Genomic DNA, 14,738 nt, shown 5'->3' with positions numbered 1-14,738 from the left:
GATGGATCCAAGAATACCCATCACGCACGGCTTTTGTCAGGCGCTACCGCGTCTTCGGCGCGCTGGATGTCTGCCATGAACCCCTCCGCTGGCAATGGATGACCGAGCAGGTAGCCCTGCAGGGAATTACACCCCAACCGCGTGAGGAAATTTTGCTGCACGTCGGTTTCCACGCCTTCGGCGACGATGCGCAGCCCCAGGGCCTGGCCGAGGGCGACGATGGCCGAGACAATCGCTGCATCGTCGCTGTCGTGCTCGAGATCACGCACGAAGCCGCGGTCAATCTTGAGTTCGTTGGCGGGCAGGCGCTTGAGGTACATCAGGCTGGAGTAGCCGGTACCAAAGTCGTCGATGGACAAGTCGACGCCCATGTCCGACAACTGCTGCAACACCGTCATGCTGGCATCGGCGTCACTCATGGCAGTGGTCTCGGTGATTTCCAGGGTCAGGCTGTTGGCCGGCAACTGATGCCGCTCCAAGGCCACAGCCACGCTCTTGACCAGCCCGGCGTGGCAGAACTGCAACGCGGAGAGGTTCACGGCAATGCGCCAGTCTTCGTACCCCTGGGCGTACCACAGGCTCATTTGACGGCAGGCTTCATTGAGCACCCATTCGCCGATGGGAATGATCAGTCCGGTCTTTTCCGCCAACTCGATAAATGTCGCCGGCAGCAACAAGCCCTGTTGTGGATGCTCCCAGCGCAGCAGCGCTTCGGCCCCCACCGGAATACCGCTGACAGCGTCAAACTTGGGCTGGTAGTAGAGACGGAATTGCTCGTGTTCCAGCGCATTGCGCAGGTCCTGCAACAACTGCAGTTGCTTGCGCGCGTTGGTGTTCATCGACGCGTCAAAGAAGCTGTAGCCGTTCTTGCCCATGCCCTTGGCGTGGTACATCGCGGCGTCGGCGTTCATCAGCAGTTCCTGGGGCGTGTTGCCGCTGCCCGGGAACATGGCGATACCGACGCTGGCGGAGATCTTCAATTCATGCTCGGCCACCTGGAAGGCCCGGTTGATCAGCAACACCTGGCGCTCGGCGAGGCCAAGGGCGTCATCCGGCTGGGTCAATTGCACCAGCAAAACAAATTCATCCCCGCCGATGCGTGCCAGGGTGTCATGGCTGCGCAAATCTTCGCGCAGCCGCAGGCCGACTTCGCGCAGCAATTGGTCCCCCATGTGGTGGCCAAACGCGTCGTTGACGGGCTTGAAGCCGTCCAGGTCGATAAACATCAGCGCAAAGCATCCGCCCTGCTCTTTTACTGCCTGGATGGCTTGCTGGATGCGGTCGGCGAGCAACGTGCGGTTGGGCAGCCCGGTGAGCATGTCGTGCAGCGCCAGGTGGGTCAGTTCCTGGTTCGCTTGGGTCAGGGAGTTGGCCAGCACCGCCGTGCGGGCTTCCAGGCGCGCATCGAGCAGCGACGTCAGCAGAGCGATGGCCAACACCGCCAGGGTGGTCACCAGCACCAGGTTGTCCAGGCCCTTGCCGCTCAAGCCGGTCAGTGCCGCCCCACAGAAACTCTCATCGGCAAACTGCGCCGCCGCCATGCCGGTGTAATGCATGCCGACGATGGCAAACCCCATTACCACCGCCGCACCACCGCGCGCCAGGCGTACGTAAGGCGTGTTACGTCGCAAATTGAACGCGATCCACAGCGCCGCGCCGGACGCCACAACCGCGATCACCAGTGAGGCGCCAAACAAAGTCGGGTCGTAGTCGATACCCGGCGTCATGCGCATCGCGGCCATCCCGGTGTAATGCATGCTGGCGATGCCTGCGCCCATGATCAATGCGCCGAACGCCAACTGCCATGCAGGCAAGCGCGGCTGGTTCACCAGCCACAACGCAAAGCCGCTGGACAGCACCGCGATCAACAGCGACAGCGCCGTGATCCCCAGGTCGAAGCCCAGGGCAAACGGCAAACGCAACGCCAGCATGCCAATGAAGTGCATCGACCACACCCCCACCCCCATCGCCATGGCGCCACCGGCTATCCATACATAGACAGCGCGGCCCTTGGCCGTGGCAATGCGGCCGGACAGGTCCAGCGCGGTGTAGGAAGCCAGAATCGCGACAAACAGCGAGATCACGACCAGTGAGGGTGAATAACTACCGATGAGCATGGGACTTCTCGTGCGCAGCGGGCCCGAGAGGCCCGTGCCAAATGGCAAAGCGGGCGATTGTAGCGAGAATAATTCTTGAGCAGTTGATTAATTATCAGAGGGCCATTAGTGGCATTTTGACGCCAATCGTCTGGCTCAGGGACGATTCGAAACCGAGGGTCGGTTGCAGCCAAATGTGGGAGCGTGCTTGCTCGCGAAGGCGGTGAGTCCGTCACATCGTCAGTGGCTGACACTCCACATTCGCGGGCACGCCCGCGCCCACATTGGAACGCGTTCGGCTTTACCGTTTGTCGGCGATCGGTGTCTGCCCATCCCAGCCACCGCCCAGTGCGGCGATCAGTTGCACACTGGCGACCAGGCGCGTCTGCAGCAACGTCAGCACCGTGCGCTCGTTGTTCAAGGCCGTGGCTTGCACGGTGACTACGTCCAAGTAGGCAATCAGCCCGGCCTTGTACTGGTTCTGGGTCAGGCGCAGCGATTCACGCGCCGCCTCCAGCGCTTCATTGCTGACCACTGCCTCGTCTTCCAACACCTTGAGCTGCACCATGTAGTTTTCCACTTCGCGGAAACCATCCAGCACGGTCTGGCGGTACTTGGCGACGGTCTCGTCATAGGAGGCCACGGTGCGGTCGACTTCCGCCGACCGCTGGCCACCATCGAACAGGGTCATGGCCAGCTTCGGCCCCACCGACCAGAAGCGGTTCGGCAAGCTGATCCAGTTGGCGTAGGTGCTGCTGGAGTAGCCACCGGCCAGGCTCAGGCTCAGATCCGGGTAGTAGGCGGCCTTGGCCACGCCAATATTGGCGTTGGCGGCGATCACCGAGCGTTCAGCCGATGCGATGTCCGGGCGACGCTCCAGCAGTTGCGAGGGCAGGCTCACTGGAATCTGCGGCAGCGCCGGGATGTCCCGGCTCACCGCCAGGTTGAAGTTGGCTGGCGCTTCGCCGATCAACACGGCAATCGCGTTTTCCAGTTGGGCGCGCTGCCAGATCAGGTCGATCAGGCTGGCCTGGGTGGTTTTCAGTTGGGTTTGCGCCTGGGCCACCGCATCCTTGCCGGACACCCCGGCTCGGTACTGGTTTTCGGTCATTTGCAAGGAACGCTGATAGGTTTCCAGCGTGGCTTGCAGCAGGCGTGTCTGTTCATCCATGACCCGCAGTTGCAGGTAGCTTTGCACCAGTTCCGACTGTTGGCTCAGGCGCATCGCCGCCAGGTCCGCCGAGCTGGCTTCGGCGCTGGCCTCGTTGGCTTCGAGGCCCCGGCGCAACTTGCCCCAGATGTCCGCTTCCCAACTCACGCCCAACTGCGCATTGAGGGTGTCGCGGATGCCGCTGCTGGAACTGCTGAGGCTGGCGCTGCTGCTGCCGGTGCCCTGGCTGGCGCGGGTTTTCCCGGCGCTCAGGTCGACGGTGGGGTAAAACGCGCCGCGGGAACTGCGCACGAGCGCCTGGGCCTGGCGAAAACGCGCTTCGGCCTGGGCCACGGTCTGGTTGGATGAGTTCAAGCGCAGTACCAGGTCGTTGAGCTGGCGGTCGCCGTACAACTCCCACCAGGCGCCACGGGCCAGTGAATCGCTGGGCGTTGCCTGGCGCCAACCCTGGGCTTCCTTGAACTGCGCCGGCTCCACGACTTCCGGGCGCTGGTAGTCGGGGCCGACGGCGCAGGCGCTGAGCAGCGCGCCGCAGAGCACCAGGCTCGCCACGCGGGAACCGCGGAACAGGGCCAATCGGGCAAAGGTTGAATCGGTCATAGCGCAGTGTCCAGGGCAGCATCGGTACGCACGCCGCGCCAGGCGTTGAAGCGATGGCGCGCGCGGTCGAGATAAAGGTAAACCACCGGGGTGGTGTAGAGGGTCAGGATCTGGCTGAACACCAGGCCGCCGATAATGGTCAGGCCCAGGGGACGACGCATTTCCGCGCCATCGCCCGTGCCCAGCAGCAAGGGCAGCGCACCGAGGATCGCCGCCAGCGTGGTCATCAGGATCGGCCGCAAGCGCAGCAGGCAAGCACTGCGGATCGACTCCTGCGGGCCCAGGCCGTCGTTACGCTCCAGTTGCAAGGCCAGGTCGATCATCAGGATCGCGTTCTTCTTCACCACCCCGATCAGCAGGAACAGGCCCAGCAAGGAGATCAGGCTGAACTCGCCTCCCGTCAGGTAGATGGCGAGCATGGCGCCAACGCCCGCCGACGGCAGGGTCGAGAGGATCGTCAGCGGGTGGATGTAGCTTTCATAGAGAATGCCCAGCACCAGGTACACCGCCACCAGCGCGCCGAGGATCATGAACGGCTGGCCTTTCTGCGTGGCCGCAAAGGCGTCGGCCGTGCCGGCCATCTTGGCGATCACGTCCTCCGGCAAGCCGACCTTGGCAATTGCCCGCTCGATGGCGGCCGTGCCCTGCTCCACCGTCACGCCCGGCGACATGTCGAAGGCGATGTTTTCCGAGGCAAACTGACCTTCGTGGCTGACGCGATCGTCTGCCAGGCTGTTCTCGTAATGGGCAATGGTCGACAACGGCACCCGTGCACCCTCGGCGGTGATCACCTGCATCTGGTTGAGCGTGATCGGGTCCTGGGCGTATTTGGGGTTGACCTCCATCACCACCTGGTACTGGTTGAGGCTGTCGTAGATAGTGGAAATCTGCCGCTGGCTGTAGGCGTTGTTGAGCACCGCCGTGACCATGTCCATGTCGATGCCCAGGCGCTTGGCCTGGTCGCGGTCGACCACCAGCGTAACCTGCGCCGCGCCCCGTCCCTCGCGGGCGTCGATAGCAGTAAGTTCCGGCAGCTCACGCAAGGCAGCCACCACTTTCGGGTACCACAGGCGCAGTGCCGCCAGGTCGCCGCTTTGCAGGATGTAGGAATACTGTGCGCTGGTCTGGTCGCGGCTGCCGCCGAACTGCAGGTCCTGGTCGGCCATCAGGAACAACCGCCCGCCCGGCACCAGCGGTACGTCCTTGCGCAGGCGCTCGATGACCGCCTGGGCGGAAACCTTGCGCTCGCTGATGGGCTTGAGGCGCACCAGCATGACCGCATTGTTGGTGCCGTTGTTGCCGCCGATGAAGCCGGCCACGCTGAGCACCGCCGGGTCCTTGAGCACCGCCTTGCGGAAGGTTTCCATCTTCGGCTGCATCACGCTGAAGGACAGGCCGTCATCGCCTCGCACAAAGCCGATCAATTGGCCGGTATCCTGCTGGGGCATGAAGGTTTTCGGCACCACCACGTACAGCGCCACGTTCATGCCGATGGTCAGCAAGAGGCTGAGCAGGGTCAGGCGACGATGGCGCAACACCCAGTCCAGGCTGGTGGCATAGCCGGCGACCATACGGTCGTTGATCTTCTGGCTCCAGCGCTGCAAGCCGGTCATCTGGTCTTTGACATGGGGCTTGAGCCAGCGCGCGCAAAGCATCGGGGTCAGGGTCAGCGAGACAATCAGCGACACGATGATCGCGGCCGACAAGGTGATGGAGAACTCGCGAAACAGGTTGGTGACAATCCCGCCCATGAACAGGATGGACAGGAACACCGCCACCAGCGATACGTTCATCGACAGCAAGGTAAAGCCGACCTCCTGGGCGCCCAGGTAGGCCGCCTTCATCGGCGGTACACCTTCGTCGATGTGCCGGGAAATGTTCTCCAGCACCACGATGGCATCGTCCACCACCAGGCCGGTGGCCAGGATCAATGCCATCAGCGAAAAGTTGTTCAGCGAGAACCCGTACAGGTACATCACCGCGAAGGTGCCCACCAGCGACACCGGCACCGCCAGTGTCGGGATCAGCGAAGCACGGAAATTCCCCAGGAACAGGTACACCACCAGGATCACCAGCCCCACCGCGATCAGCAAGGTCATCTCGGCTTCGTGCAAGGTGGCGGTGATCACCGGCGAGCGGTCCATGGCCAGGCTCAGCTTGACGCTGGACGGCAGCACCGCCTGCAACGCCGGCAACTGGGCCTTGATCTGCCGGACGGTCTCGATGATGTTCGCGCCGGACTGGCGGTTGATCACCAGCAGCACGGCCGGTTCGTTGTTGAAGAAGCCGCTGTTGTAACGGTCTTCCACGCCGTCGCTGATCCGGGCGACGTCGCCCAACCGCAGGGCGGCGCCATTCTGGTAGCGAATCAGCAGTGGCTCGTAGTCCTTGGCTTTCTCCAACTGGTCATTGGCCTGGATCTGCCAGTTACGCTGGCTGTCTTCCAGGGAGCCTTTGGGCCGGCGCTGGTTGGCGTTGGCGATGGTGTTGCGCACATCGTCGAGGGCCACACCGTACTGGTCGAGGGCCTTGGGCTCCAGCTCGATGCGCACCGCTGGCAGGGAACTGCCGCCGATTTGCACTTCGCCCACACCGGGCACTTGCGAGAGGCTTTGCGACAGAATGGTCGAGGCCAGGTCGTACAGCTGGCCCTTCTGCAACACGTCCGAGGTCAACGACAGCACCATGATCGGCGCCTGGGACGGGTTGATCTTCTTGTAGGTGGGCATGCTGCGCATACCGCTGGGCAGCAGGTTACGCGAGGCGTTGATCGCCGCCTGCACCTCCCGCGCCGCGCCGTTGATATCGCGGTCGGAGTCGAACGCGAGGATCACCCGGGTAGACCCCTGGCTCGACGAACTGCTCATGGTGGTAATGCCGGCAATCGCGCCGAACGAGCGCTCCAGGGGCGTGGCCACGGTAGATGCCATCACCTCCGGGCTGGCGCCGGGCAAGCTGGCCGACACCACGATCACCGGGAAGTCGATCTGCGGCAGCGGCGACACCGGCAGCAGATTGAAGCTGACACCGCCGAGCAACAGGATCGCCAGGCTCAGCAGCATGGTCGCGACCGGCCGGCGGATGAAAGGTCCGGACAGGTTCATGACTCAACCGGCTCCAGGCTTTGCGGCTCTTTGCGCCAGCGGCGACCAAGGCGATCGAAGTAGAGGTAGATCACCGGCGTAGTGAACAGGGTCAATACCTGGCTCACCAGCAAACCGCCGACCATCACCAGGCCCAGCGGTTGGCGCAATTCCGCGCCAGAACCGGTGGCCAGCATCAACGGCACCGCGCCGAACAGTGCGGCCAGGGTGGTCATCAGAATAGGCCGGAAACGCAATAACGCCGCCTGGTAGATGGCGGTCTGCGGGTCGAGGCCCTGGTTGCGCTCGGCGTCGAGGGCGAAGTCGATCATCATGATCGCGTTTTTCTTGACGATACCGATCAGCAGAATGATACCGATGATCGCGATCATGCCCAGGTCGTTGCCACTGAGCAGCAAGGCGAGCAATGCCCCCACCGCTGCCGACGGCAAGGTCGAGAGGATGGTGATCGGGTGGATATAGCTCTCGTAGAGCACACCGAGCACGATGTACATGGTAACCACCGCCGCCAGGATCAGCAGCAGAGTGCTCGACAGCGACGCTTCGAACGCCTGCGCCGCGCCCTGGAACTGGGTCTGTACGCCCACCGGCATGCCGATGTCTTTCTGGGTCTGGTTGATCAGCTCCACGCCTTTGCCCAGCGCAACGCCGGGGGCCAGGTTGAACGACATCATCACCGCCGGGAACTGGCCGATGTGCGCAATCGCCAACTGGGCCTGGCGTTGTTCCACGTGAGCCAGGCTGGACAAGCGCACCTGGCCGCCGTCGGTGGTCTTCACATGGATCTGGTTCAGCGCCTCCGGCCCCAGGGTTTCGCCGGACTGGGCCTGCAGCACCACGCGGTACTGGCTGGCCTGGGTGTAGATCGTGGAAATCTGCCGCTGGCCGAAGGCGTCATACAACGCGTCGGTAATGGTCGACACGCTGACGCCCAGGCGCGAGGCGGCATCGCGGTCGATCACCAGGTACACCTGCAGGCCCTTGTCCTGCAAGTCACTGGCCACGTCGGTGAGTTCGGGCAACTGGCTCAACGCGTGGACCAGTTTTTCGCTCCACAGCGCCAACAGGTCGACGTCCGGCGAAGACATGCTGAACTGGTACTGGGTACGGCTCACGCGGTCTTCGATGGTCAGGTCCTGCACCGGCTGCATGAACAGGCGAATGCCCACCAGCTTGTCGATTTCCGGCTGCAGGCGGGTGATCACCTGGGCGGCGCTCAGGTCACGCTGGCCGTGGGCCTTGAGGTTGATCAGCAAGCGCCCACTGTTGAGGGTCGCGTTATCGCCGTCCACACCAATATAGGAAGACAGGCTTTCCACGGCGGGATCGGCCAGGATGATCTTGGCCAACTGTTGCTGGCGCTGGCTCATGGCCGCAAAGGAGATCGACTGTGGCGCTTCGGAAATGCCCTGGATCACGCCGGTGTCCTGCACCGGGAAGAAACCCTTGGGCACCACGAGGTAGAGGAATACGGTCAGGCCCAGGGTCGCGATGGCCACCAGCAACGTCAGCGGTTGGTGCTTGAGCACCCACTGCAACAGGCTCCCGTAACGCGCAATCAGCCAATCGATCCAGGCGCCGCTGGCCTTGTAGAAGCGGCTCTGCTCTTGCTCCTTGGGCTCGCGCTTGAGCAAGCGCGCGCACATCATCGGCGTGAGGGTCAGGGACACCACCAGGGAAATCAGGATCGCCACCGCCAGGGTGATGGCGAACTCGCGGAACAGGCGCCCTACCACGTCGGCCATGAACAGCAGCGGGATCAACACCGCGATCAGCGACAGCGTCAGGGAAATCAGGGTGAAGCCGATCTGCTTGGCGCCCTTGAGCGCGGCGGCCAGCGGGGTCTCGCCTTCCTCGATATAGCGGGAGATGTTCTCCAGCATCACGATGGCGTCGTCCACCACGAAGCCGGTGGCAATGGTCAGGGCCATCAGCGTCAGGTTGTTGATGGAAAAACCCGCCAGGTACATCACACCAAAGGTGCCCACCAGCGACAGCGGCACGGCAATCGAGGGAATGAGGGTGGCACTGACCCGCCGCAGGAACAGGAACGTCACCATCACCACCAGGGCAATAGCAATGAGCAATTCGTGCTGCACGTCTTTGACCGACGCGCGGATGGTCTGTGTACGGTCGGTGAGTACCGTCACGTCGAGGCCGGCCGGCAGGTTGTCGGTGATGCTCGGCAGCAGCGCCTTGATGCGGTCGACCACTTCGATCACGTTCGCACCCGGCTGGCGCTGGATATTCAGCAGCACGGCCTGGTTTTCGTTGGCCCAGGCGGCGAGGCGTTCGTTCTCGGCGCCGTCGACGATTTGCGCCACGTCCTTGAGGCGCAGGGGGGCGCCATTGTTGTAGGCCAGGATCAGTTCGGCGTATTGCTGGGGTGAAACCAACTGGTCGTTAGCGTCGAGCATCGACACGCGGGTGGGGCCGTCGAAGTTACCCTTGGGCTGGTTGACGTTGGAGGCGGCGATCAGGGTGCGCACGTCCGACAGGTTCAGGCCGTTGGCCGCCAGGGCCTCGGGGTTGACCTTGATCCGCACGGCCTGGCGCTGGCCACCGGCGATGCTGACCATGCCGACGCCGCTGATCTGCGCGATCTTCTGCGCCATGCGCGTATCGACCAGGTCGTTGAGTTTGGGCAGCAGCATGGTCTTGGAGGTGATCGCCAGGGTCAGCACCGGGGTGTCCGCCGGGTTGACCTTGTTGTACACCGGCGGCGCCGGCAGGTCCTTGGGCAACAGGTTGGTGGCGGCGTTGATCGCGGCCTGCACCTGTTGCTCGGCGACATCCATATTGATGTCGAGGTTGAAACGCAGGGTCAGCACCGACGCTCCACCCGAACTGGTCGACGCCATCTGCGTAAGGCCCGGCATTTGCCCGAACTGGCGCTCCAGCGGCGCGGTGACCGCACTGGTCATCACATCCGGGCTGGCGCCAGGGTACAGGGTCATCACCCGGATCGTCGGGTAGTCCACCTGGGGCAAGGCCGACACCGGCAGCAAGCGGTACGCGATGATGCCGGCCAAGACAATGGCCAGCATGCTCAGCGTGGTGGCGACCGGGCGAAGGATAAACAGCCGCGACAGGTTCATGAACCGACCTTTTGCGCCTTGCCAGCGGTGGTGCCGGTCTCCCCTTTGGCCGCAGGCTTGCCTTGCAGGTGTTCGGTCGGGGTGGTCGGCACTTCGCTGCTGTCGTTGACCACTTCGATCTCGCTGCCATCCTTGAGACGGTCGGTGCCTTCCAGCACCACGCGGTCGCCGGCCTTGAGGCCTTCCTTGATCACCGTGTTGTCGCCATCGGTATCACCGACCACCAGGGGCTGCACCTTGACCTTCTTGTCACCGTCGAGCACGTAGACGAAGGTGCCGGTGTTGCCGAACTGGATCGCCGCCGATGGCGCCAGCACCACGTTGTGCAGGGTGTCGGCCAGCAAGTGCACATTGACGAACTGGTTGGGGAACAGCGCCTGGTCCTTGTTATCGAAACGCGCCTTGAATTTCAGGGTGCCGGTGGTGACGTCGATCTGGTTGTCCAGGCTCTGCAGCACGCCGGTGGCCTGTTGCTTCACGTCGCCACGGTCCCAGGCTTCCACGGGCAGCTTGTTGCCGGCGTGGTAGCGGGCGAGCACGGTTTCCAGGGTATTTTCCGGCAGGGTGAAGGCCACGCTGATCGGCTGGGTCTGGGTGATCACCGCGAGGAAGGTGGTGTCGTTGGCCGCCACCAGGTTGCCCACGTCCACCTGGCGCAGGCCGACACGGCCACTGATCGGCGCGCGGATCTTGGTGAACTCGAGGTTGAGCTTGGCGTCGTCCACCGCCCCCTGGTTGGTCTTGACCGTGCCCTGGTATTGCAGGACCAGCGCTTCGGCGGTGTCCAGGGTCTGCTTGGCGATACTGTCCTGGGCGTACAGGTCGCGATAACGCTGGACGTCGACCTGCGCGTTTTTCAGCTGGGCCTGGTTCTGCATCAGCGTGCCCTGGGCCTGGAGCAAGGCGTTCTGGTAACTGCGCGGGTCGATCTCGGCGAGCAGGTCGCCGGCCTTGACCATCTGGCCTTCTTCAAAGGCGATCTTCACCAGCTCGCCGCCCACCCGGCTGCGCACATTGATGGTGTTGAGTGCGGTTACCGTGCCCAGCGCCTTGTAATACACCGGGAATTCCCCGAGCACCGCCGGGGCCACGCGCACCGGCACCGGGCCGGTGGAGCCACCAAAGCCTGGGCGCATCATCCCCGACTTGCCGGCATGCCCGGCGGGCTTCTGCTCGGTGCCATCCTTGTGGCTGCCGGGCCAGAACTTCCAGCACAGGCCGGCGATAACCAGTAGCACCAGCAGGCCGAACAGCCAGCGGCGGGACTTACGGGGGGAGGATTGCATGGATTGATCAACCATTGGGCGCGAGAGCTTCTTCTTTGGGAGGCTGAAAGATAAGCACTGGGGCGCATTAAGAAAAGCGCCTTTACCGGCTATTTACCTTGGGCTTACAACTTTTAACTTCTGACCTTAGTTCATGGGCTATTTCGCTAAGCCGCTGACCGACAAATAAAAACGGCCTGGACTAGGCCAGGCCGCAATCATGCATCAAGCGTGTTACTGCAAAACGACAGTAACGTACCGAAACAGTTACTTCAAAACAGCCAGGGCTGCTTCGTAGTTCGGCTCCTGGCCGATTTCGCTGACCAGTTCGCTGTGCAGCACGTTGTCGTTTTCGTCCAGGACGACAACGGCACGAGCGGTCAGGCCTTTGAGCGGGCCTTCGGCGATGGCCACGCCGTAGTCGACGGCAAACGCCGCGCTGCGGAAGTCCGACAGGTTCTTCACGTTTTCCAGGCCTTCAGCGCCGCAGAAGCGTGCCTGGGCAAATGGCAGGTCGGTGGAGATGCACAGGACAACGGCGTTGTTCAGGTCGTTGGCCTGGGCGTTGAACTTGCGGACCGAGGTGGCGCAGGTCGGGGTGTCGACGCTTGGGAAGATATTCAGCACTTTGCGCTTGCCGGCGAAGGTCGCCAGGGTTGCATCCGACAGATCGCCGGCGGTCAGGGTGAACTCAGGAGCCTGGGTGCCGACTTGCGGCAGATCGCCTTCAACCTGGATCGGGTTGCCACGGTGGGTGACTTGAGCCATGAACAGAATCCTTATGCTGGGTTTGATAAAACGAATTCGAGAAGCGGAAGTTAACCACAAAGTGCGATGGCTACCTACCGCCAGGCATAAATTGTCATGTCGCCGGTTATGGTTTAATTGCGCGCCCTGCGCTCTGCCCTTCAAGGAACCTGTTGTTGATGAATCAGCCTGCCACCAAAGTCCTGGTCATTGGTTATGTCTGGCCGGAGCCCCGCTCCTCGGCTGCAGGCGGACATATGATGCAAATCCTCGACAGTTTTCTTGCACAAGGTTGGGACATCACCTTCAGCAGCCCTGCGACCCTCGGCGAGCACAAGGCCGACTTGCTTGCGTTGGGCGTCGCGGAATGCGCTATCGCACTCAATAACAGCAGTTTCGATGACTTTATCCGCGAGTTGGCACCGGATATCGTGCTGTTCGACCGTTTCATGATGGAAGAACAGTTCGGCTGGCGCGTAGAAAAATGCTGCCCTGACGCCCTGCGCGTACTGGAAACCTCCGACCTGCAAAGCCTGCGCGACGCACGTCACCAGCGCCTCAAGGACCACCTGAAGGCGCACCCCGACAGCGACGACTTCAGCGCGTTGTTTTCGCCGGCGTTGCAGGAGGAATTCCGCCTGATGGCCGAAACCGACCTGGCCAAGCGCGAAATCGCGGCCATTTACCGCTGCGATATCAGCCTGATGATCTCCGACGTGGAAATCCGCCTGCTCACCGAGCACTTCAAGGTGCCGGCCGCCCTGCTCCACTGGTGCCCGCTGATGCTCGAACCGCCGACCGCGCCGTTCACACCGTTTGAAGCCCGTGCGCACTTTCTCAGCATCGGTAACTTCCGCCACGCGCCCAACTGGGATGCGGTGCTCTGGATGAAAAACAGCCTGTGGCCGCTGATCCGCCAGCAATTGCCGGGCGCGCAGCTGCACCTCTATGGCGCCTACACCCCGCCCAAAGCCACGGCCTTGCATAACCCGGCGCAGGGTTTTCATGTGATGAATTGGGCCGAAGATGCCTTGCAGGTGATGAGCGCCGCGCGTATCTGCCTGGCGCCCCTGCGATTCGGCGCGGGCATCAAGGGCAAGCTGGCGGATGCGATGCTCTGCGGCACACCGAACATCACCACGCCCATCGGCGCCGAGGCCATGGGTGATGAACAGCCGTGGCCGGGCATGATCGAACGCAGCGCACCGGCCCTGACGGCGGCGGCCGTGGCGCTCTACCAGGACCGCGAGCGCTGGACCCAGGCCCAGGAAGACGGACGCCAACTGCTTGCCCGCCGCTATGCCCAGCATGTCCACGGCCCGGCGCTGGTGGCGTGCCTGGAGCAGTGTCGCAGCCACCTGACGGCCCATCGCCGGGACAACTTCACCGGCAGCATGCTGCGCCACCACGCCCACAAGAGTACGCAGTACATGTCCCAGTGGATCGAGGCAAAAAACCGCAACGTCTAAACAGCGGCGCTGGCGAGGTGGCGCGTGAGGGGGCATTATCCTAAACAGCAACCACAATAAAGCGACGGCAGCATGACCCGAGCAACGCGTGTCACCGACCCATCCTACGAACTGATGGACGACCATAACGGCCTGTCCATCATCTATCGCCAGCACGGTTTCCCCTGCCCGCTGGTGCGCTGGCACTTCCACAAGGAGTACGAGTTGCACCTGATCGTCGCCAGCTCCGGCAAGGTCTTCATTGGCGACTATATCGGCAACTTCTACCCGGAAAGCCTGTTCCTCACCGGCCCCAACCTGCCCCACAACTGGATCAGCCAGGTGGAGGAAGACGAGGTAGTGCCCAAGCGCGACATGCTGGTGAACTTCACCGATGAGTTGTTCGAGCATGGCAGCCACATCTTCGCCGAACTCAGGACCCTGGCCCCGTTGCTCGAGCGTGCGCAATACGGCATCGAGTTCCGCTGCAAAAAGACCATTGCCCAGGCCATGACCTTGATGCAACGCATCGAGGACGCCCAGGGGATGGCACGGTTGGGGCACTTCTTTATCCTGCTGGAAGTGCTGAGCGCCTGTGAGGACTACCAACTGCTGTCCGGCGTGACCACGCCGCAACTGGCCGATGAGCACAGCATCGACCGCACCAACCGCGCGGTGGACTACATCTTTGCGCATTACGCGCGGGAACTGTCCCTGGAAGAAGTGGCGGAATACCTGGGCATGAAGCCGACCTATTTTTCCCGCGTGTTCAAGCAGGCCACCGGGCGCACTTTTATCGAGTTCGTCAATCGCCTGCGCATCAGCAAATCCTGCGAGCTGCTGGCCGATGGCGACAAGGCCGTGACGGATGTGTGCTTCGAGTCTGGGTTCAACAATATCTCCAACTTCAACCGGCGTTTCCAGCAGTTGAAGGGCATGACCCCTTCCCACTACCGGCGCCTGGCGGTGCAGCGGCTGACCGAACAGAACCTGGCCTGATGTGAGCGCAATGTTGTTTTTCGTGGCCGCTGGCTCATCGGAGCGCCGCATTGCCGGCATGCACCTCGGGTCGCTTGATACACCGTGTCGATGGCATCGCCGGCAAGCCAGGCACACACTTAATTCCAACCCACCCAAATAAATCGTTTCAGCCCCCCTCACTCCAGTGCAAAAAAGTATCAGTCCAAGTGCGCCCAAGGATTTGTCATC

The 14,738-nt window shown here is 62.6% G+C and carries 8 protein-coding genes; 2 read left to right on the top strand and 6 right to left on the bottom strand.

Going from position 1 to position 14,738, the window contains the following annotated elements:
- Positions 1–20: 20 nt before the first annotated feature.
- The 6 genes from CQ002_RS19725 to tpx form a co-directional block, all read right to left on the bottom strand.
- Positions 21–2,117, bottom strand: a complete 2,097-nt coding sequence (locus CQ002_RS19725) for a bifunctional diguanylate cyclase/phosphodiesterase (protein WP_105162095.1) — start codon at positions 2,115–2,117, stop codon at positions 21–23.
- A 280-nt stretch (positions 2,118–2,397) separates the two neighbouring features.
- Positions 2,398–3,867, bottom strand: a complete 1,470-nt coding sequence (locus tag CQ002_RS19720; RefSeq protein WP_034104738.1) for an efflux transporter outer membrane subunit — start codon at positions 3,865–3,867, stop codon at positions 2,398–2,400.
- Entirely contained in the window at positions 3,864–6,971 is a 3,108-nt protein-coding gene (locus CQ002_RS19715) for an efflux RND transporter permease subunit (RefSeq protein ID WP_069023286.1), read from the bottom strand. Before CQ002_RS19715 ends, CQ002_RS19720 begins: the two co-directional genes overlap by 4 nt.
- Positions 6,968–10,069, bottom strand: a complete 3,102-nt coding sequence (locus CQ002_RS19710) for an MdtB/MuxB family multidrug efflux RND transporter permease subunit (RefSeq protein ID WP_105162094.1) — start codon at positions 10,067–10,069, stop codon at positions 6,968–6,970. Before CQ002_RS19710 ends, CQ002_RS19715 begins: the two co-directional genes overlap by 4 nt.
- A complete protein-coding gene (locus CQ002_RS19705) occupies positions 10,066–11,370 on the bottom strand; it encodes an MdtA/MuxA family multidrug efflux RND transporter periplasmic adaptor subunit (RefSeq protein ID WP_034104732.1) in 1,305 nt (434 codons plus the stop codon). The genes CQ002_RS19710 and CQ002_RS19705 overlap by 4 nt, the downstream gene beginning before the upstream one ends.
- Positions 11,371–11,601: 231 nt before the next feature.
- Positions 11,602–12,102: a thiol peroxidase gene (tpx, locus tag CQ002_RS19700; protein ID WP_034104730.1), complete on the bottom strand. Its 501-nt coding sequence runs from the start codon at positions 12,100–12,102 to the stop codon at positions 11,602–11,604.
- A gap of 158 nt (positions 12,103–12,260) precedes the next feature.
- Between tpx and CQ002_RS19695 the strand changes: the two genes are divergently transcribed.
- Together CQ002_RS19695 and CQ002_RS19690 are read left to right on the top strand one after the other, a co-directional pair.
- Positions 12,261–13,550, top strand: coding sequence for a glycosyltransferase (locus CQ002_RS19695; protein WP_105162093.1), 1,290 nt, complete (start codon positions 12,261–12,263; stop codon positions 13,548–13,550).
- Positions 13,551–13,622: 72 nt separating this feature from the next.
- Positions 13,623–14,528, top strand: a complete 906-nt coding sequence (locus CQ002_RS19690; protein ID WP_034104726.1) for an AraC family transcriptional regulator — start codon at positions 13,623–13,625, stop codon at positions 14,526–14,528.
- Positions 14,529–14,738: the final 210 nt, after the last annotated feature.

Origin of the sequence: Pseudomonas sp. MYb13 (genome assembly GCF_002980075.1) — a bacterium.
Lineage (GTDB): Bacteria > Pseudomonadota > Gammaproteobacteria > Pseudomonadales > Pseudomonadaceae > Aquipseudomonas > Aquipseudomonas lurida.
This window is presented reverse-complemented; position numbering and strand designations above follow the sequence as displayed.